The 18,371-nt window shown below is 71.4% G+C and carries 19 protein-coding genes; 11 read left to right on the forward strand and 8 right to left on the reverse strand.

Annotated elements, in window-relative coordinates:
- Positions 1-39 precede the first annotated feature (39 nt).
- Entirely contained in the window at positions 40-708 is a 669-nt protein-coding gene (gene shbA, locus VGX25_RS20280; protein ID WP_326919410.1) for an RNA polymerase sigma factor ShbA, read from the forward strand.
- 7 nt (positions 709-715) lie between these two features.
- On the opposite strand, the gene VGX25_RS20285 is transcribed toward shbA, so the two are convergent.
- The gene (locus VGX25_RS20285; RefSeq protein WP_326919411.1) at positions 716-1,336 is read right to left on the reverse strand and encodes a class I SAM-dependent methyltransferase; all 621 of its coding nucleotides are present in this window, start codon (positions 1,334-1,336) and stop codon (positions 716-718) included.
- A gap of 180 nt (positions 1,337-1,516) precedes the next feature.
- On the opposite strand from VGX25_RS20285, the gene VGX25_RS20290 reads away from it, so the two are divergent.
- Positions 1,517-2,350, forward strand: a complete 834-nt coding sequence (locus tag VGX25_RS20290; RefSeq protein ID WP_326919449.1) for a class I SAM-dependent methyltransferase — start codon at positions 1,517-1,519, stop codon at positions 2,348-2,350.
- Positions 2,351-2,356: 6 nt separating this feature from the next.
- Positions 2,357-3,472, forward strand: a complete 1,116-nt coding sequence (locus tag VGX25_RS20295) for a hypothetical protein (RefSeq protein ID WP_326919412.1) — start codon at positions 2,357-2,359, stop codon at positions 3,470-3,472.
- Between the two features lie 330 nt (positions 3,473-3,802).
- Here VGX25_RS20295 and kstR read toward each other — a convergent pair whose 3' ends face one another.
- Positions 3,803-4,450 carry a cholesterol catabolism transcriptional regulator KstR gene (gene kstR, locus VGX25_RS20300; protein WP_326919413.1) on the reverse strand — a complete coding sequence of 216 codons (648 nt, stop codon included), beginning with the start codon at positions 4,448-4,450 and terminating at the stop codon, positions 3,803-3,805.
- Between the two features lie 55 nt (positions 4,451-4,505).
- Between kstR and VGX25_RS20305 the strand changes: the two genes are divergently transcribed.
- The gene (locus VGX25_RS20305) at positions 4,506-6,644 is read left to right on the forward strand and encodes an acyl-CoA dehydrogenase (protein WP_326919414.1); all 2,139 of its coding nucleotides are present in this window, start codon (positions 4,506-4,508) and stop codon (positions 6,642-6,644) included.
- Here the strand turns inward: VGX25_RS20305 and VGX25_RS20310 are convergent.
- Positions 6,537-7,862, reverse strand: coding sequence for an alpha/beta hydrolase (locus tag VGX25_RS20310; RefSeq protein ID WP_326919415.1), 1,326 nt, complete (start codon positions 7,860-7,862; stop codon positions 6,537-6,539). The genes VGX25_RS20305 and VGX25_RS20310 overlap by 108 nt on opposite strands.
- Positions 7,863-7,917: 55 nt before the next feature.
- Here VGX25_RS20310 and VGX25_RS20315 point away from each other — a divergent pair, with 55 nt between their 5' ends.
- The 6 genes from VGX25_RS20315 to VGX25_RS20340 are packed head-to-tail and all read left to right on the forward strand — an operon-like array spanning position 7,918 to position 12,984.
- A complete protein-coding gene (locus VGX25_RS20315) occupies positions 7,918-8,433 on the forward strand; it encodes a wax ester/triacylglycerol synthase domain-containing protein (RefSeq protein ID WP_326919416.1) in 516 nt (171 codons plus the stop codon).
- A gap of 32 nt (positions 8,434-8,465) precedes the next feature.
- Positions 8,466-9,404, forward strand: a complete 939-nt coding sequence (locus VGX25_RS20320) for an acyl-CoA dehydrogenase family protein (protein ID WP_326919417.1) — start codon at positions 8,466-8,468, stop codon at positions 9,402-9,404.
- Positions 9,394-10,542 (forward strand): acyl-CoA dehydrogenase family protein, encoded by a 1,149-nt coding sequence (locus VGX25_RS20325; RefSeq protein ID WP_326919418.1) that lies wholly within the window; start codon positions 9,394-9,396, stop codon positions 10,540-10,542. The genes VGX25_RS20320 and VGX25_RS20325 overlap by 11 nt, the downstream gene beginning before the upstream one ends.
- Complete coding sequence (locus VGX25_RS20330) at positions 10,539-11,420, forward strand: bifunctional MaoC family dehydratase N-terminal/OB-fold nucleic acid binding domain-containing protein (RefSeq protein WP_326919419.1); 882 nt, start codon at positions 10,539-10,541, stop codon at positions 11,418-11,420. Before VGX25_RS20325 ends, VGX25_RS20330 begins: the two co-directional genes overlap by 4 nt.
- Positions 11,417-11,794 carry a MaoC family dehydratase gene (locus tag VGX25_RS20335; RefSeq protein ID WP_326919420.1) on the forward strand — a complete coding sequence of 126 codons (378 nt, stop codon included), beginning with the start codon at positions 11,417-11,419 and terminating at the stop codon, positions 11,792-11,794. Before VGX25_RS20330 ends, VGX25_RS20335 begins: the two co-directional genes overlap by 4 nt.
- Positions 11,791-12,984, forward strand: coding sequence for a lipid-transfer protein (locus tag VGX25_RS20340; RefSeq protein WP_326919421.1), 1,194 nt, complete (start codon positions 11,791-11,793; stop codon positions 12,982-12,984). Before VGX25_RS20335 ends, VGX25_RS20340 begins: the two co-directional genes overlap by 4 nt.
- On the opposite strand, the gene VGX25_RS20345 is transcribed toward VGX25_RS20340, so the two are convergent.
- On the reverse strand, positions 12,981-14,594 hold the full coding sequence (locus VGX25_RS20345) for an alkaline phosphatase family protein (protein ID WP_326919422.1): 1,614 nt from the start codon (positions 14,592-14,594) through the stop codon (positions 12,981-12,983). The genes VGX25_RS20340 and VGX25_RS20345 overlap by 4 nt on opposite strands.
- Positions 14,591-15,601 carry a glycosyltransferase family A protein gene (locus VGX25_RS20350; protein WP_326919423.1) on the reverse strand — a complete coding sequence of 337 codons (1,011 nt, stop codon included), beginning with the start codon at positions 15,599-15,601 and terminating at the stop codon, positions 14,591-14,593. The genes VGX25_RS20345 and VGX25_RS20350 overlap by 4 nt, the downstream gene beginning before the upstream one ends.
- A gap of 74 nt (positions 15,602-15,675) precedes the next feature.
- Here VGX25_RS20350 and VGX25_RS20355 point away from each other — a divergent pair, with 74 nt between their 5' ends.
- The gene (locus VGX25_RS20355; protein WP_326919424.1) at positions 15,676-15,996 is read left to right on the forward strand and encodes a hypothetical protein; all 321 of its coding nucleotides are present in this window, start codon (positions 15,676-15,678) and stop codon (positions 15,994-15,996) included.
- Here the strand turns inward: VGX25_RS20355 and VGX25_RS20360 are convergent.
- From VGX25_RS20360 to VGX25_RS20370, 3 genes are all read right to left on the reverse strand, one after another.
- Complete coding sequence (locus VGX25_RS20360; RefSeq protein ID WP_326919425.1) at positions 15,979-16,824, reverse strand: MaoC/PaaZ C-terminal domain-containing protein; 846 nt, start codon at positions 16,822-16,824, stop codon at positions 15,979-15,981. The genes VGX25_RS20355 and VGX25_RS20360 overlap by 18 nt on opposite strands.
- A 9-nt stretch (positions 16,825-16,833) precedes the next feature.
- A complete protein-coding gene (locus VGX25_RS20365) occupies positions 16,834-17,832 on the reverse strand; it encodes a ferredoxin--NADP reductase (RefSeq protein ID WP_326919426.1) in 999 nt (332 codons plus the stop codon).
- Positions 17,833-18,057: 225 nt separating this feature from the next.
- Positions 18,058-18,369 (reverse strand): hypothetical protein, encoded by a 312-nt coding sequence (locus VGX25_RS20370; RefSeq protein WP_326919427.1) that lies wholly within the window; start codon positions 18,367-18,369, stop codon positions 18,058-18,060.
- Between the last annotated feature and the right edge of the window lie 2 nt (positions 18,370-18,371).

Below are 18,371 nucleotides of genomic sequence, written 5' to 3' on the forward strand. Positions count from 1 at the left end.
TCGTTGTCGTGGTGGTGTTTGTCGACTTGAGGGGTTCGCGTGAGCTCGTCCGTGACATCAGATGAATCGCCGGCAGCCGGACTGCCCGAGTCGACGCCCGCGCCGGACCCCGGCGCCAGCTCCGACGCGATCTTCACCAGGCTGAAGAGCGCCGCCTTCCACGAGCTCGTCGCGGCCGCGCTGGCCGGCGACCCGGAGGCGACCGGCACCCTGTTCGTGTGGATCCACCCGGCGATCGTGCGCTACTGCCGGGCCCGGATCGGCCGCACCGGCGCCGCGTACTCGTCGGCCGACGACGTGGCCCAGGAGGTGTGCCTGGCGGTGCTCGGCGCGCTGCCGCGCTACGACGACGAGCCGGCGTCGTTCCTGCCGTTCGTCTACGGCATCGCCGCGCACAAGGTCGCCGACCACTACCGGCGGGCCGGGCGGGACAAGTCCGAGCCCGCGGCCGACGTGCCCGACGGGATCGACCTGGAGGGCACCCCCGAGCAGCAGACCCTGCGGGCCGACATGCGGGCCCGGCTGGTCAGGCTGCTCGACACCCTCGCCCCGCGGCAGCGCGACATCCTGGTCCTTCGGCTGGTCGTCGGCCTGTCGGCGCAGGAGACCGCGGTGGCCATCGGTCTCACCGCGACGGCCGTCCGGGTGGCCCAGCACCGGGCGCTGGCCAAGCTGCGGGCCAGCCTGGCCGCCACCGAGTGGTTGTAGCCGGTCCCTAGTCCAGGGCCCTTGCGCGCAGGTAGATCTGGACCTCGATGCGGCCCGGCTCCGCCTCGGCCTCGATCTCCTGCAGGTCGAGCACCTCGTACCCGGCGTCGGTGACCACCTGGCGGAGCGTGGCGGGCGGGTAGGCCGATACACCCGTTGGGGCGCCGAGAAAGACGATGGGGAACAGGTCGAAGTCCCCATGCACCATGGAGATCAGCAACAGCTTCGGCCCGCGCAGCCGGGCGCGGATCCGCTCGAGCAGCGGCGGGATGTCCGCCCGCGGCAGCATGAGCAGCGCGAAGAACGCGACCACCGCGTCGAACTCGCCGAGCTCGTCGACGTCCCGCAGATCCTGATGCAGGTACCGCCCGCCGGGCGCCTGCTGCTCGGCGAGCTGGAGCATGACCTGCGACTCGTCGACGCCGACCACCTCGACGCCGGCGTCGAGCAGCTGCTTGGCGGTGGGCAGCCCGCTGCCGCACCCCAGATCCAGCACCCTGGCCCCGGGGGGGAGCTGCCGGATCAGCCACGCCCCCTCGGCGAGCTGCACGTCACGCTCGACAAAGGACTCGTCGTACCGCTTCCCGATCAGATCGAAGGCCGGCACGTTCTGTTGTTCCGTAGACACGCGCACAGCATGCCTCCCGGCCGGCCACCGGTCCAGCGGCCCCGGCCGCTTCCGGCGGGGAGGCCGGCCCGGTGTAGTCCGCTCGGCTGACCGCCGATACCCCGAACGCGGAATGACCGGATTCGAGCGCCGGATTTCGGAGCGGATATATTCGGCCGCGGCAGACGGGAGTCCCAGGTGATGCTTCGCTCGCGGCTTCGGCGGTTCTTCGTCCGGGGCGCCGACGGGGCGGTCGAGGCGCCGTCGATCCTCGATGAGTACGTCACGTCGGCCCCGTCGCCGCAGAATGCGGTGGACGTGTTCGCCGGCGAGTGGTCGTCCCGGCTGCCGGCGCCGCTGGACGGCGTGCGGGCCGGTTCCATCCCGCTGTTCGAGGACGACCGCGTGGAATGGGCGTTGGGCCGGCTCGGCGACCTCACCGACCGCCGCGTGCTCGAGCTCGGTCCCCTGGAGGGCGGGCACAGCTACCTGCTCGAGCGGGCGGGCGCCATGGTGACCGCGGTGGAGGCGCAGACGCGGGCGTACCTGAAGTGCCTGATCGCCAAGGAGCTCCTCGACCTGCACCGGGTGCGGTTCCTGCTCGGCGACTTCGTGGAGTTCCTGCGGTCGACCGAGGAAACATATGACGTGGTTTTCGCCAGCGGCGTGCTGTACCACATGCGTAATCCCGTTGAGACACTTGAGCTTATCTCCACAGTGGCCGACCAGCTTTTCCTCTGGACGCACGTATATGACGAGGCGGTGGTCAACGGCAGCGAGTTGCTCGCGCCGAGATTCTCCACCCATGAGCGCGCGACCCAGGCCGGCCTCGAACACACACTGCACCGGTTCAATTACGAAAGCGCGCTCCGGCTCAAGGGTTTCTGCGGCGGAAGTGCCCGGTACAGCAACTGGTTGACCCGCGCCGACCTGTTCGCGGCGCTCACGCATTTCGGGTGGCGGATCGAGGCGGTCGGGTTCGACCAGCCCGACCATCCGCACGGCCCCGCGCTGGCGCTGGTCGCCAGGCGTTAGGGCGCGATGACCGGGGCGGGCGAAGCGTACGAGGTGCCGGTGTGGCAACCGAGCACGGAGGGGGCGGCCGTCGAGAGCGTGCCGTGGACGCGGGCCGGGGCGGACGTGCGGCGCGCGGCGGTGCGGATCTGGGTGGTGACCGTCGTGCTGGCCGGGACGTTCGGATGGTTGTTCGCGGTGGGCGCCTCGTGGGTCGCCGTCGTGCTGCTGGGCCTGGCGACCGTGGTTGGCTTGCTGCTGTCCGTGGTGCCGGTGCTGCTGGCCAGGTCGGAGCGGTCCGACAACCGGCTGCTGGAGTCGCAGCCGTGGCGGGTGGGCACGGTCGAGGTGTTCGCGCCGGAGGATCCCGACGAGGCCGGGTTGTTCGGCGGTGAGACGCGGCTGCTCGTGGACGGCACGATGTGGCTGAGCTGGTACCCGGCGCGCTGGGCCGATCAGCAGGTGCTGGCCCGGACCGGGCGGATCTGGCTGGTGGGGCCGAATGCCGACGGCAAGGTGCTGTTCTGCTCGGCCGGTCTCGCGGTGTCCACCTCCACCGCCGAGGTGGTGGAAAATGCCGACGGGCCGGCCGTCCCGGTCCGGCCCGAGCAGGTGGCCCCGGCCCGGTTGCCGCGGGCGGCCGACGACCTCGTCGCGGCCGCGGGCCTGGCCAACGACCGGCGGGTCGCCCGCGCGCCGCTGTTCGCGCACCTGCTGGCGTTCCTCCCGGCCGTCGCCGCGCTGGCAATCGTCCTCGTCGACGACAACCCGCACCGGCTCGAGGGCATCATCGGGGTGGGCATCGTGGTCCTGCTGCTCGTCGCCAGCCTGCTGTCGGACGTGCGCACCTACCTGACCTCCACCCGGATCGCGCGGCTCCTCGAATCCGGCCCGTGGACCGCGATCTCCGTGGCCCTCGACTCCCGCACGAAGCTCGTCGACCGAGTGATCACCGTGCGGCTCCAGGCAATTCTCACCGACGGCCACATCACCTCGGTACGCCTGCGGTCCGGCTACCCGCTCCTGGCCAACATCGCCGAGACCGGACAACTCTGGGTGGCCGGCGACCCCACCCCCGGCCGCCCCGCCGCCGCCGGCCTCCCCGGCTACCCGTTCGTCTCCCTCGCCCACATCGGACAGTGAGGTCCTGCAGCAAGATCGCCGTGGAAACGACCGCCGCGCCGGGCGACCCCAGGCGACGAGGTTGGACAGCCAGACATTGATGCGCCTACGAGCTACCCGCTGCCGCCAACATCGCCCGAGACGGGACAACTCTGGGTGGCCGGCGATCCCACCCCCGGCCGCCCGGCCGCCGCCGGCCTCCGCGGCTACCCGTTCGTTCTCGCCCACATCGGACAGTGAGGTCCTGCAGCAAGATCGCCGTGCGACCGCCCGCGTTCTCGGTGATCCGATCTCCGTGACCGGGCGGTCAGGCCAGAAGTGGGCGCAGTCCGCTGGAACGCAACCGACGCGTCAATCCCGGAGCGGCGGACGAGTCAGGAGTAGGCGGACGGTCAGCTCGAGGCGATCGGCGACGTCCGTGGCGGAGGCGCGGCGGGTGACCCAGGCGACGAGGTTGGACAGCCAGACGTCGGTGATGACGCGGGCGATGGCGCGGTCTTCGTCGGTGGGGTCGGCGTCGGGGTGCATGGCGCGGGTGAACATTTTGTCCATGAGTTTGCCGACGGTGTCCACCTCGGTGGCGGCGGTGGCGTCGGCGAACATGAAGGCGCGGGTCATGGCCTCGGTGAGGTGGGGGTCGCGCTGCATGGCGCGGGTGACCCGGCCGAGCATGAAAAGGACGCGCTCGTAGGGGGTGTCGCCGGGGATCGTGATGCGGTCGAGGCGTTCCTGGCCGCGCTCGAGCTCCCGGGCCAGGCCGGAGACCAGCAGGTGGATCTTGGACGGGAAGTACCGGTAGAGGGTGCCGAGGGCGACGTCCGCGCGTTCGGCCACGGCGCGCATCTGGACCGCCTCGAACCCACCCTTGGAGGCCAGCGCGATGGTGGCGTCCAGGATGCGCTTGCGGCGGTCGCGCTGGGCGGCGGAGCCGAGCTCGGAGTCGGTGAGCACGTTCAGCGCGTTGCCGCCTGAGGTGCGGGATTTCGGCGTCGTGGTCATCCGGGTGGTCCCTCGTCTCGGCTACTAAACTGAAACACGTTCTATACTAGCCCCCGTGTCGATCGCGATCACCGAGGAGCAGCGCGCGGTCCAGCAGTCCCTCTCCGACGCTACCGCGCGGACCGACCCGATTGCCGCGGTCCGGGCCATGGCCGCGGGGGAGCCGGACGCGTGGGGGCGGCTTTGGCCGGAGCTGGCGCGCATCGGGCTGTTCTCCATCGCGCTGCCCGAGGAGCTGGGCGGGGCGGGCTGTGGTCTGGACGACCAGTGTGCCGCACTCGAGCAGGCCGCAGGCGCGCTGGTCCCCGGCCCGGTCCTGCCCACCGTCCTGGCCGGGATTCTGCTTGCCCGCCAACAGGATTCGCCGACGGCCAAGGAGCTTCTACCGCACCTGGCCGACGGCACCGGCACGGCGGCCGTCGCGCTGTCGCCCGGCGCGCTCACCGCGGCGGCGCACGGCGACGGCATCCTGGTCAGCGGCGCCGTCGAACCGGTGCTCGGCGCGAAAGGGTCCGGCCACCTGCTGCTCGTCGCGTCCGGACCCGGCGGCGAGGTCTGGTTCGCCCTGCGCCCCGGCCAACCGGGTGTCACGGTGACCCGACTGGACGGTGCCGATCCGTCCCAGTTGGTCGGCCGGGTGACGCTCGACCGGGTCCCGGTGTCCGGCGATCGGTGCCTGCCCTGGCTGTCGCTGAGCCTGGTCGGCGACCTCGCGGCCACGCTGGCCGCCGCCGAGGCGGCCGGGGTGGCCGGGTGGTGCGTGCGGACCTCGGCCGACTACGCCGCGGTGCGCCGGCAGTTCGGCCGGCCGATCGGCGCGTTCCAGGCGGTCAAGCACCTGTGCGCGGAACAGCTCTGCCGGGCAGAGCAGGCCGCCGCGGTCGCCTGGGACGCCGCACGGGCCTACCCCACGGATCAGCATCCGCTCGCCGCCGCCGGCGCCGCCGCCCTCGCGCTGGATGCCGCGGTGGACAACGCGAAGGACTGCATTCAGGTGCTCGGCGGCATCGGGTTCACCTGGGAGCACGACGCGCACCTGTACCTGCGCCGCGCGGTCGCCCTGCGCCAGCTGCTCGGCGGGAGCTCCCGGTGGCGCCTGCGCGCGGCCGACCTGGCGCTCGGTGGGGCGCGCCGGCACCTGGAGCTGGAGTCCCACGCCGACGAGCAACGCCGTGCGGTGCGGGCATTCGCGCGGGACATCGCCGCGCTGCCGCCAGAACGGCAGCGCGCGCGGCTGGTCGAGTCCGGATACCTGGTTCCGCACTGGCCGCGACCGTACGGAGTGGACGCCGCGCCGCGGGTCCAGCTGATGATCGACGAGGAGCTGGCCGCGGCCGGCGTGCGGCGGCCTGACCTGCTCATCGGAAACTGGGCCGCGGCGACGATCGCCCGGCACGGCACCCAAGCCCAGCGCGACCGGTTCGTGCCGGCGACCCTGCGCGGTGAGATCGACTGGTGCCAGCTGTTCAGCGAGCCGGAGGCCGGATCGGATCTGGCCGCGCTGCGCACCAGGGCGAGCCGGGTCGACGGGGGCTGGCGGCTGTCCGGCCAGAAGGTCTGGACCTCCCGGGCGCGCGAGGCGGACTGGGGGATCTGCCTTGCCCGCACGGATCCCGGCGCCCCCAAGCACAAGGGCATCACCTACTTCCTGGTGGACATGCGCGCCGCCGGCCTGGACATCCGGCCGCTGCGGGAGATCACCGGAGCGGAACGGTTCAACGAGGTGTTCCTCGACGGCGTGTTCGTGCCGGACGACTGCGTGGTCGGCGCCGTGAACGACGGCTGGCGGCTGGCCCGCGCCACGCTGGCCGACGAGCGGGTGGCGATGTCCGGCGGTTCGTCCCTCGGTGCGGCGGTCGAGCGGCTGCTCACCCGGCTTGACGACCCCGATCCCGTGACCCGGCAACGGATCGGAGCACTGGTGGCCACCGGCGCCGCGGTGTCCCTTGTGGACTTCAGGGCCACGCTGCGGCAACTCGAGGGGCAGGATCCCGGCGCGGAGTCCGGCCTGCGCAAGCTGATCGGCGTGCGGCACCGGCAGGACGTCGCCGAGGCCGCGCTCGACCTGCTCGGCGCCGACGGCGAGCTACTGCACGAATTCCTGCTCACCCGCTGCCTGAGCATCGCCGGTGGCACCAGCCAGATCCTGCTCAACGTGATCGGTGAGCGGCTGCTCGGCCTGCCCCGCGACTGACCGGCGGTAGGTCCAGTCCAGGAAGCGCTCCACGCCGCGGACCACGTGGGCGCTGCGGATGGACGGGAAGATGTCGAACGCGTGCTGGGCGCCGGCCAGCTCGGCGTAGACGACCGGGTTGCCGGACACGGCGCGCAGCGCGTCGACGAAGGCACGCGCCTCCGCGACCGGGATCAGGCTGTCGCCGTGGCCGTGGATCACGAAGAACGGCGGGGCGTCGGCGTTCACCCGGGACAGCGGGGAGGCGGCGCGGTAGATCTCGGGATGGCGCTTGGGATCCTGGCCGACGACGTAGCGGGCCACCCAGCGCAGCCGCTGCTTCGTCGCCCGAGTTCCGGTCTCGCCCGCGAAGTCGTACGCGCCGTAGTGCGGAACGCAGGCCTGCACTTCGGTGTCCGCGTCCTCGAATCCCGGTTGGAACGCCGGATCGTTGGGGCTCAAGGCGAGCAGGGCTGCCAGGTGCCCGCCGGCCGACCCGCCGGTGACCGCCACGAACGACGGGTCGGCGCCGTACTCCTCGCCGTGCGCGCGGATCCAGGCCAGGGCCCGCTTGACCGCGATGATGTGCTCCGGCCACCGCGAGCGCGGCGCCAGCGGGTAGTTGACCGACACGCACACCCAGCCCTTGGCCGCCATGTGCAGCATCAGCGGGATGCCCTGCTCGTCCTTGCTGCCCACCACCCAGGCGCCGCCGTGCACGTGCAGCAGCACCGGGCGTCCGGTGGGCCGCCGCTCGTGGTGGTAGACGTCCAGGTGGAACCGCCGGCCGCCGGGCGCGTACGGCAGGTTGCGCAGCCGGACCACCTCGGGGTTGCGCATCCGGAACGGCACGATCAGGTCGCGCCACGGGGTGGCCAGGTCGGCCGGCTCGGGCAGCCGTTCGAGGCCGCTCGCGTAGTCCTCGCCGAGGGTCTCGCGTAGCGCGTGCTCGACCTCCTTGCGCGCGCTTCGCCCGGACGCGATCAGTGCGCCGAGCCCGGCGATGGACAGCCCGCTCATGGCCAGCGCGAGCCGCTCGTCGCGGGTGCGCACCCGGCCGCGGGCCAGCTGGGCAATCGCGCCGGCGGACTGCGCGACCAGCAGCTGCGGCGCCAACTCGGCGGTGAGCCAGCCGGCGAAGAACGCCGGGATCGACGACCAGACCCCGCGGGCGGGCCGCAGCGCGTTCGCGGTCAGCCCGAGCTGGGCCACCCGGCGCGCCAGCAGGAGCCTGCTCATGTGACCATCCTCACCCGAATTAGAACACGTTCTATTTGTGACGTAGCCTGGTGACGTGCAGGGACTCAGTGGCCCGGACGCCAGCTTTCTCTACCTGGAGAGGTCCTCGCGGCTCCTGCACGCCTGCGGGCTGGTCGTCGTGGACTCCACGACCATGCCAGGCGGATACGCGTTCCACAAGCCGGCCGACGAGCTGGTGACGCAGCTCAACGTGGTGCCGGCGTTTCGCCGCAGGCTGCCCGCGGTCCCGCTGGATCTCGATCATCCGGTCCGGGTCGAGGACCACGACTTCGACATCGGCAACCACGTGCGCCCGGGATGTTCACCTCCTTGTGCACCACTGTGGACAGTCCGGCGGAGCGGCTGCCGGCCATCGCCGCCGGAAACCGGGCCGGTAAGGAGCACCACGCGACCATCGGCCCGGCATGCTGCGGGACTGGGCCCGGTTCGCGGCGCCGACCACGTTCGCGGTGGCCGCCCGGCTGTACTCGTTCCTGCGGCTGGCCGAGTGGCATCCAGCGCCGTGCCCGATGCGTTGCGGGATCTACTGGAAGCCGCCGCCGGCCGCTAGACTAGAACAGGTTTCAGCCGAGGAGGGTCATCGTGGACTTCGCGCTCGACGACACGCAGCGGACGATCGCGGCCGTCGCGCGGGAGACGCTGGCCCGGGAGTCCGACGAGACGGCGTGGAAGGCGTTGAGCCGTGCCGGACTGCTCGCCCTGCCGATCCCCGAACGGCTGGGCGGCGAGGGCCTCGGGGCGCTCGAGACCGCGGTGCTGCTGACCGAGGTGGGCCGGGCCGCCGCGCCGCTGCCGGCTCTGCAGACGCTCGCCCTCGGCGTGCTGCCGATCGCGTGGTTCGGCACCGAGCGGCAGCAGGAGGAGCTGCTGCCCGACGTGGCCTCCGGTGACCGGGTGCTCACCTCGGCACCGCGTGGTTCGGCCACTGTGGACGATGGCCGGCTGACCGGCTCGTGGGTGGGCGTGGCGTACGCGAGTGCGGCCCATCGGGTGCTCGTGCCGGTGGGATCCGAGGTCTACATCGTGGACCCGCATGCCGATGGGGTCACGCTCATCCGGACTCCGACATCCAGCGGTGTTCCCGAGTTCACGCTCCGGCTCGATCGCGTGCCGGCGGAGTCCCTTGGCGGGCATTCCGACGAGCTTCACCGGCTGGCCGTGGCCTGTGGATGTGTCGCCGGTGCCGGCCTGCTGGCCGGGGCGCTCGACCTCACCGCGGGCCATGTCCGCTCGCGTGCGCAGTTCGGCCGGCCGCTGGCCACCTTCCAGGCCGTGGCGCAGCAGATCGCGGACGTCTACATCGCCGCGCGGACCATGCACCTCGCCGCGTGGGCGGCGTGCTGGCGGCTCGAGGCGGCCGACGTGGACGTGGCCGGCCTCTGGCTCGCCGAGGAGGCGTTGCCCGCGCTGCACACCTGCCATCACCTGCACGGTGGGCTCGGCGTGGACATGAGCTATCCGCTGCACCGCTACTACTCGATGACCAAGGATCTCGTCCGGTGGGTGGGTCATGCGCATTGAGCTCACCGCCGAGCAAACGGCACTGCAGGCGGAGCTGCGGTCCTACTTTGCCGGGCTGCTGAGCGAGCACGAGCGCGAGGTGATGCTGACCGAGCGGCACGGCGCGGTGTACCGGGACGTGGTGCGCCGCATGGGACGCGACGGTCGGCTGGGGGTCGGCTGGCCGGTGGAGTACGGCGGCCGCGGGTTCGGCCAGATCGAGCAGCAGATCTTCGTCAACGAGGCGGCGCGGGCGGACGTCCCGCTGCCGTCGGTCACGCTGCAGACGGTCGGGCCGACGCTGCAGGAGCACGGAACGCCGGAGCAGAAGGAGTTCTTCCTGCCCCGGATCCTCACCGGCGAGCTGCACTTCTCGATCGGCTACACCGAGCCGGAGGCCGGCACCGATCTCGCGGCGCTGCGCACCACCGCGGTGCGCGACGGCGACTCGTACGTCGTCAACGGGCAGAAGATCTTCACAACCGGCGCGCACGACGCCGACTACATCTGGCTGGCCTGCCGTACGGACCCGGAAGCCCCGCGGCACAAGGGAATCTCGATCCTGATCGTGGACACCTCGGACCCGGGGTACTCCTGGACGCCGATCATCACCTGCGACGGCGCGCACCACGTGAACGCCACGTACTACGAAGACGTCAGGGTGCCGGTGCGCATGCGGGTGGGCGCGGAGAACGCGGGCTGGCGGTTGATCACGACCCAGCTCAACCACGAGCGGGTGATGCTCGGCCCGGCCGGCCGGATCGCCGCGCTGTACGACCGCGTCCACGACTGGGCCACCCGGCACGCCGTGCTGGATCGAGCCGACGTGCGCCGGGCGCTGGCTCGGGTGGCCGCCGTCGTGCGGATCAACGAGCTGCTCAACTGGCAGGTGGCCGCCGTGGACGGTCCGGTGAACATCGCGGATGCCAGCGCCACCAAGGTCTTCGGCTCGGAGCGAATCCAGCGGGTGGGTCAGCTGCTCGAGGAACTCGTTGCCCGGCATGGTGATCCGTCCGATCCGGACACCGCCGCCCTGCTGCGCTGGCTCGACGTGCAGGCCAAGCGCAACCTGGTGCTCACCTTCGGCGGCGGGGTCAACGAGATCCAGCGCGAGCTGATCGCGTCCGCCGGCCTCGGCCTGCCAAGGGTGCCGCGATGACCGGTGCCATCGGGCAGGCCGCGGCCGAGGTCGCCGCCCGAGGTGAGTCGGCGCGGCGGGAGGCCCCGGATGCGGTCAACGAGGCCATGATCCGGCACTGGCTGGAGGCCATGGGTGACACCAACGCGGTGTACGCCGAACGCGGGCTGGCGCCGCCGGCGATGACGCAGGTGTGGACCATGTACGGGTTGCGCGGCGAGCGACCCGCCGACGACCCGCTCGGGGCGATGACCGCCATTCTGGACGAGGCCGGGTACACCTCGGTGGTGGCGACCAACTGCGAGCAGACCTATCACCGCTACCTGCGTGTCGGCGAGCGGGTCTCCGTGACCTCCCGGCTGGCCGACGTCGCCGGTCCGAAACGCACGGCGCTGGGCGAGGGGTGGTTCGTCACCACACTGTCCACATGGTACGTCGGCGACGAGCCGGTGGCCGAGATGATGTTCCGGGTGCTCAAGTTCCGTCCGTCTGTCCGGCCGTCCGGCGGCGATGTGCTCCGGCCGGTCGTCAGCCGGGACACGGAGTTCTTCTGGGAGGGCACGGCCCAACGTGAGCTACGCATCCAGCGGTGCGGGGCGTGCCATACGTTGCGGCACCCGCCCGGCCCGGCGTGCCCGGAATGTGGTGCATTGAAGCCGGAGTACATCGTGGCTTCCGGGGAGGGCGAGGTGTACTCCTATGTGGTGCACCACCATCCGCCGGTGCCCGGCAAGGAGCTGCCGTTCGTGGTCGCGCTGGCCGAGCTGCCGGAGGGTGTGCGAATTCTGGCCGAGCTGCGGGACGTGCCGGCGAAGGACGTGCGCGTCGGCCTGCCGGTGCGGATTTCCTTCGACCGGATCGACGAGGAGTTGGCGCTTCCGGTGTGGCGGCCGCGATGATCGGAACCGAGCTGCCGGAGCTGCGGATCGACGTGACGCCGACGTTCGTGGTGAGCACGGCGATCGCGACCCGTGACTTCCAGGACGTGCACCACGACCGGGATGCCGCGGTGGCCAGGGGATCCAGGGACATCTTCCTGAACATCCTGACCGACACCGGGCTGGTGCAGCGCTTCGTCACCGACTGGGCCGGGCCGGAAGCGTTGGTGCGGAACATCTCGATCAAGCTCGGGGTGCCGTGCTACGCCTGTGAGACCCTGGTCTTCTCGGGCCGGGTGGTGGCCGTCGAGGACGGGGAGACCGTGGTCGAGGTGGTGGGGCGCAACAGCCTCGGTGACCACGTGACCGGCACGGTCCGGGTGGTGCTGCCATGAGGAGCGGACGCGCGGCCCGGGTGGATGGGTGGGTTGGCCTCGCCGGAGCGGCCATCGCGGGCATCGGAGCCACCGAGTTCTCCAAGGACTCCGGGCGCAGCGAGCTGCGGCTCGCCGTGGAGGCGGTGGGCGCCGCCCTGGCCGATGCCGGGCTCACTCCGTCCGATGTGGATGGACTGGTCACGTTCTCGATGGACGCCAACGCCGAGATCGCCGTCGCCCGCGAGCTGGGCATCCCGTCGTTGAGCTTCTTCAGCCGGATCCCGTACGGTGGCGGCGCCGCCTGCGCGACCGTGCAGCATGCGGCGATGGCGATCGCCACGGGTGTGGCGAGCGTGGTGGTCTGCTACCGCGCGTTCAACGAGCGCTCCGGGCGGCGGTTCGGCCGGGTCTCCACCGAGACCGCGTCGTCCGGAGTGGACAACGGCTGGCACTACCCGATGGGCCTGGCCACCCCGGCCGCGACCGTCGCCATGTTCGCCCGCCGCTACATGCACGAGTTCGGCGCCACCAGCGAGGACTTCGGCCGCGTCGCCGTCGCCGACCGCAGGCACGCCGCCACCAACCCGAACGCCTGGTTCTACCGCCGGCCGATCACGCTCGCCGACCACCAGGCGTCCCGCTGGATCGCCGAACCCCTGCGGCTGCTGGACTGCTGCCAGGAGAGCGACGGCGCGGTCGCGCTCGTGGTGACATCCGCGGCCCGCGCCGCCGACCTGCCGCACCCGCCCGCCGTGATCACCGCGGCCGCTCAGGGCAGCGGCCCGGACCAGTTCGTGATGAACAGCTACTACCGCGACGATCTCACCGGCCTGCCCGAGCTGGGTGTCGTGGCCCGGCAACTGTGGCGGCAGTCCGGCATCGGCCCGGACGACGTCTCGGTCGCCGTGCTGTACGACCACTTCACGCCGTTCGTGTTGGTACAGCTGGAAGAGCTGGGCTTCTGCGGCCGCGGCGACGCCCGCCACTTCATCGCCGACGGCGCCATCGAGCTGGGCGGCCGGCTTCCCCTCAACCCGCACGGCGGCCAGCTCGGCGAGGCCTACATCCACGGCATGAACGGCATCGCCGAAGCCGTGCGCCAGATCCGTGGTACGGCGGTGAACCAGGTGGACGGCGCCCACCATGTCCTGGTCACTGCCGGCACCGGTGTGCCGACCAGCGGTCTGGTGCTGGCCGCGGCCGGTTAGACGGGTGCTTCGGTTGGCGCGGTGGCGATCCATGGGATCGGCCGGCCGTCCACGTCGCCGGTCAGCTCGACGCCGAGGCGGGCCGACAGGCTTGCGCCGAGATCGGTCGAGCTGATGTCCGGCAGCGCGGCGCCCGGCGTGATCCCGGGACCGCTGGCCAGCAGCAGGCCGTCCGGCCGGTGATCACCGGTGCGCCAGTGGTTGTCCGGCCCGTACACCAGGCCGGTTCGCGGCGACCACACGGTTTCCACCGGCGCCTCGTGCGACCAGTCGATGAACAGGTCGGGCAGGGTGTCGTTCTCCTCGCGGTCGTAGTGGTCCTCGGCGCGGGTCACCGCGCGCACCACCGGAGCGCCGGTGTCCAGGTTGACCAGCGCGAGCAGATCCTCGGCGAGCCGGGCGCATACCCGGTCGTACTCGGCGCCGGGGTGCACCCGGCCGTTCGGTTCCCGGCCCACCAGGTTGATCCGGATGCCGCCGAACACGAGGTTGTTGGGGGACACGTAGAAGCGCTGCCGGACCCGCTCCTCCGGCTCCGCCCAGTTGGTCGCCGTTGGCAGCGGGGTGGTCGCGACCCGGCGGCGCAGGGCCGGCAACATGCGCGGCAGCACCAGGTTGCGCACCGGCCCGGGAGCGTGCGCCCAAGCCCGCTTCGCCGTGCGCATCAGCGAGCTGCCGCCGACACCCCGGTCCTCGGCCCGGTCCAGCAGGCGCAGGATCTCGTGCAGCAGGTGGTTCGCCTCGTACCGCGGGCCCATTCCGTGGCTCAGCAGCACGAACGCGGTGGTGCCCGCATCGACGCGGGCCAGGTGCTCGCCGAGGGCACGGTCGAACCGTTTGTACACCGCTTCGATCGGGGAACCGAGCTCCGCGGCGAGCTCGGCGTCGTGCCAGCGGTGCTTCGGGTCGTGCAGGTGCCACATCTGGTGGCCGACGCTGTGGCTCTCGCCGAACACCGTGAGGAAAAGGTCCCAGCCGCCCTGGTCGAGCAGGTGCAGGGACACCCGGGTCTTGTGGTCGATGCCATCGAGCAAGCCGGTGAGCAGCGCCCGGTTCTCGTCCCGGGTGCGGTGCTGACCTTCGCGCAGCACGTAGTCGTCCGGCGACCACTCCTTTGTGGAGTACGCGTCGACGCCGAGGATCGGGTGCAGACCGAACTGCGCGTCCAGCTCCTTGGCCAGGTGCGGCGGCTGGGTGTGGAAGCCGAAGTGCCGGTCGTGCACGGCGTACTCGCACACCTGGACGCCGTTGAGCGGCGTGGCGGCGCGGGAGTGCGGGACGTCGATCACGCAGACCCGCTTGCCGGCATCGGAAAGCGTCTCCCAGAACGGAGTTCCGCGGACCTCCAGCGGGCTGGTCAGCCGCCGCTGGTAGTCCAGCGTGACCTCCTCCCAGCAGTGGAACCCGGTTCTGGCCGCGGATCGGGCCGTGTAGAAGCTGGTCCACAGGGTTCCGGGGAACATCGCGTACGGGTTGCGGCTGGTCGCCGTGGCCGACTCGGCCAGCAGGCGGGCCAGGTTCGGCATCTCGCCGGAGGCCGCGAGCCGGCGGGCGATGTCGGGCTCGCACGCGTCCATGGCGAACATCAGGATCTTGGTCTTCGCGGTCACGGCTGAGCCCCTTCCGGCGCGTGCTTGCGGCGCACCGTCTCGTAGTCGGCGTCATAGGTGGCCCCGCCGGAGAGCCGGTTCGGGGCGTCGGTGGCGTAGAAGCAGGCGATCGCCGGGAGCATGAGCGGGTCGCGCTCGGCGGTCAGGCCGCACAGCAGGTCCCAGTCGCCCATCTCGACGAGCGACTCGTCGAACCGGGCGGCGGGCAGCCCGGCGCGATGGGCGATGGCGCTGATGTCGGCGAGGTTCTCCCGGAGCAGGACCTCGCGGTCGTACGGGCGCAGGAACATCCTCGGCAGGCCGCCGGATCCGCGGCGGATGACCCGTTCGGCGTCGTCGAGCACGATGCCGCCGTACACCACGTCGACGTCCGGCCGCTGCTCGAACGCCCACACCACCGACTTGAGCCAGGACGGGTGCATCGTGTTGTCGTCGTCGAGGTAGGCGATGATCTCCCCGGTGGCCGCGGCCAACCCGGCGTTACGCGCGGCGCACACGCCGCCGTGCTCGACCCGGACCGGCCGCACCCGTGGATCGTCCACTGTGGCCAGAAACTCCGGGGTGGGGTCCGTGCAGGCGTCGTCGACGACCACCAGCTCCCAGTTGGCATACGTCTGGGCGGCGACCGACGCGATCGCCGCCGGCAGGAACGCCACCCGGTTGTAGGTCGGCATGATCACCGAGATGCGCGGCGAGGTGCGCAGCCGGGCGTGCCCGATCCAGTCCATGAACACCCGCGCCGACTGGGCCAGCTCCAGCTCGTCGAGCCGGCGGCGCAGCTCGCGGTGCTCCCCGTGCTCGTGGTCGTCGTGGTACGCGGCCTGCGCGCGCTCGAGCCGGGCCACCCACTTGTCCATGCGGTCAAGGGCCTGGCCGTACTCGGTGAGTATCCTGCTGTGATCACTCAGCCACTGCTCGTGGCCGTCGAGCGCCTTCCCGTGATGCCTGATCGCGTCGAGCTCCGCCCGCAGCCCGGCAAGAGCGGCCTCGTGGTCGTTGCTCTGCATGACGGACCACTCTAGAGGTGCTCGGGACTACCGCCCTGCCGGGTCGGTGGCTACCCTGAGCTGGGGTGATCGGTGTGTCAGACGATCAGGAGTCTGACCGGTCGGTTGTGGTGCCGAACTTCCACGGCAGGCAGGCGCTGGACGCATGGCTGTCCGGGCACGATGCCGGCCTGCTGCTGCAGGGGCCCGATCCGGACGGTCCGCATCCGTTGCTGCACGGCATCGTCGTGGCGCAACGGCCTGTCGCGGGCACGCGGCTCGGGCGGTGGGACACGGTGACGGTCTGGGTGCGCGATGCTGGGGAGCCGGCCGGGGTTCGGGAGCCGAGACGCCCGCGACCGGACCGATTGCCGGCGGTCAAGGCGATCGAGCCGGAATCAGCCGGTGACGAGTAGGCCGTCGACGAGCACGGGGGCGTCGCGTTCGACCACGTGGACGGTCGCGGTGTGGTGGTCGGCGTCGGACCAGATCCGGACCCGCAGCGTCTCGCCGGGGAACACCACGCCGGAGAACGTGGCCGAGTACGAGCCGACCCGGGTGACGTCGCCGTCCAGCACGGCGTCGACGATGGCCTTGCAGGCCATGCCCCAGGTGCACAGTCCGTGCAGGATGGGCCGGGGGAACCCGGCGCGGGCGGCGAACTCCGGGTCGGCGTGCAGCGGGTTGCGGTCCCCGCACAGCCGGTACAGCAGCGCCTGCTGCGGCAGGGTCGGAATGTCTACAATAGAGTCTGGGCCGCGGTCGGGCGCCGGCTGCGGCCGCATGGACCGCCCTCGCTCGCCGCCGAAGCCACCCTCGCCGCGGGCGTAGATGGTGGACCTGGTCGTCCACAGTGGAGTGCCGGCCGGGTCGGCGACCGCCGCCTCCTGGACGATCACCGCGGCCTTCTCCTTGTCCCACACGTCCGCGATGCGCGGCCGGGCGACGCCCTTGCCGGTGGTCGGGACGGGCCGGTGCAGGGTGATCGACTGGCTGCCGTGCAGCACCTTGGTCAGGTCGATCTCGATGCCGGGGAAGCGCACCGCGGGCGGCTCGAACGTGCGGAAGCTCGGCGCCACGACGCCGAAGCTGGGCAGCACCCGCAGGCGGTCCTCGAGCACGTAGCGGAGATCGTCGGGCCCCGCGCCGAGGGCCAGGTGGTAGAGCAGCACGTCCGACGAGGTCCAGGAGAACTCCACCTCGGGCAGCTCGGCCCCGATCGCGACCGCGGGGTCGATCGGCATGTCGGCACCTCACTCGTAGCTGATCTCGATCGTGTCGGTGACCGGAAGTGACTGGCAGGCGAGGATGATCCCCTCGTCGAGGTCCTCTTGCTCGAGCACCTCGTTGTTGAGCATCTTCACCTCGCCGGACACCAGCCGGCACGCGCACGCGCTGCACGCGCCCTCGCGGCAAGAGTACGGCGCGGCGAGGCCGTTTTCGAGGAACAGGTCGAGCAGCCTGGTCTGGGCGGGCCAGCGCAGCCGGCGCCGCTCGCCGTCCAGCACAACCTCCACTGTGGACGCTCGGGAATCATCGGAGCTCGTGGGAGTCGCGTCGTCGAACGGATTGCCACCGAGCGAGACGAAGCGTTCCAGGTGGACTCGCGATTTGGGCAGGTCCATGGCGGTGCGGGCGATGGACATGAACGGCTTGGGCCCGCAGATCATCACCTCGGCCGGGTCGAACGGGGCGGTGAGCGCGCGCACGTGGGCGGCGGACGGGAGGCCCTGCACGGATTCCAGCCAGTGGATCACAGTGAGGCGGTCGGGGTGCCGCTCGGTGAGGGCGCGGAGCCGGTCGCGGAAGATGACCGACTGCTCGTCGCGGTTGGCGTAGAGGAGAACGAGGCCGCCCGCGCCCGCGGCGAGGGTGGACTTGATGATCGACATGATCGGGGTGATGCCGCTGCCCGCGGCGAGCAGGAGCAGATCGCCGTCGAGGGAGCGCGGGGTGAACACACCGGCCGGACCTAGCGCCTCGAAGGTGGTACCCGGCTTGGCGTTGTCGCAGATCCAGTTCGAGGCGTAGCCGTCGGGGGTGCGCTTCACCGTGATAGCCGGGTGACCGTCCACCTGGGGTGAGCTACACAGCGAGTAGCAGCGGGCCACGGAACCGGTGCGGTCGCTGGGAATGCGCAGGGTGAGGAACTGGCCGGGCCGGTACGGGAAGGCCTGCTCGAACACCAGGGAGCAGGCGTCCGGGGTCTCGGTGATCACCTCGGACACCGTGAGCTTGATCGGGTCAGCCATGTTCCGTCACCTCGCAAGCTCGGTGACGGCATGCCTGCCGCCTCGTTCCTCGGCGGCAGGGCAGTGTCGAATGGTGCGCTGCGCAAGCTCCGCCGAGCCTGCGTCTTCTCGTTCCTCGAAGTCGCAGGAGTGTCGAATGGTTCGCTCCGCAAGCTCCGCCAAGCCTGCGTCTTCTCGTTCCTCGAAGTCGCAGGAGTATCGAATGGTTCGCTCCGCAAGCTCCGCTCACTTGGGCACCTCGACCAGGCCTTCGGCCACCGCCAGCTCGATGCTCGTGCGCAGCTTGGGGCAGCCGTCGATGCGGGCGGACAACTCGCCGGCCGAGACCCGGGCGGCGAACTCGGGGCAGCTGGTCGCCGGGTCGGCGGTCCATTGCACGCTGGTGTGCTCCGCGCTGGCCTTGCGCACCAGCACCCGGGTCGCGCAGCTGCGGCAGCCGACCGGCCGCAGCCCCGTCTCGAGGAACTCGCGGGTCTCAAGCCGGGTGGCTGCGCGCAGCTCCTCGGTCGACTCGCCGGCCTTGGCCCAGGTGGACATCT

Source organism: Actinophytocola sp. (assembly GCF_035942955.1).
Taxonomy (GTDB): Bacteria; Actinomycetota; Actinomycetes; order Mycobacteriales; family Pseudonocardiaceae; genus DASYTH01.

Excerpts from the sequence above, each read along its gene's own strand:
- VGX25_RS20290 (WP_326919449.1), top strand. The coding sequence starts at position 1,517 with ATGCTTCGCTCGCGGCTTCGGCGGTTCTTCGTCCGGGGCGCCGACGGG.
- VGX25_RS20295 (WP_326919412.1), top strand. The coding sequence starts at position 2,357 with ATGACCGGGGCGGGCGAAGCGTACGAGGTGCCGGTGTGGCAACCGAGC.
- kstR (WP_326919413.1), bottom strand. The coding sequence starts at position 4,450 with ATGACCACGACGCCGAAATCCCGCACCTCAGGCGGCAACGCGCTGAAC.
- VGX25_RS20310 (WP_326919415.1), bottom strand. The coding sequence starts at position 7,862 with ATGAGCAGGCTCCTGCTGGCGCGCCGGGTGGCCCAGCTCGGGCTGACC.
- VGX25_RS20325 (WP_326919418.1), top strand. The coding sequence starts at position 9,394 with ATGCGCATTGAGCTCACCGCCGAGCAAACGGCACTGCAGGCGGAGCTG.
- VGX25_RS20330 (WP_326919419.1), top strand. The coding sequence starts at position 10,539 with ATGACCGGTGCCATCGGGCAGGCCGCGGCCGAGGTCGCCGCCCGAGGT.
- VGX25_RS20335 (WP_326919420.1), top strand. The coding sequence starts at position 11,417 with ATGATCGGAACCGAGCTGCCGGAGCTGCGGATCGACGTGACGCCGACG.
- VGX25_RS20340 (WP_326919421.1), top strand. The coding sequence starts at position 11,791 with ATGAGGAGCGGACGCGCGGCCCGGGTGGATGGGTGGGTTGGCCTCGCC.
- VGX25_RS20350 (WP_326919423.1), bottom strand. The coding sequence starts at position 15,601 with ATGCAGAGCAACGACCACGAGGCCGCTCTTGCCGGGCTGCGGGCGGAG.
- VGX25_RS20360 (WP_326919425.1), bottom strand. The coding sequence starts at position 16,824 with ATGCCGATCGACCCCGCGGTCGCGATCGGGGCCGAGCTGCCCGAGGTG.
- VGX25_RS20365 (WP_326919426.1), bottom strand. The coding sequence starts at position 17,832 with ATGGCTGACCCGATCAAGCTCACGGTGTCCGAGGTGATCACCGAGACC.
- VGX25_RS20370 (WP_326919427.1), bottom strand. The coding sequence starts at position 18,369 with ATGTCCACCTGGGCCAAGGCCGGCGAGTCGACCGAGGAGCTGCGCGCA.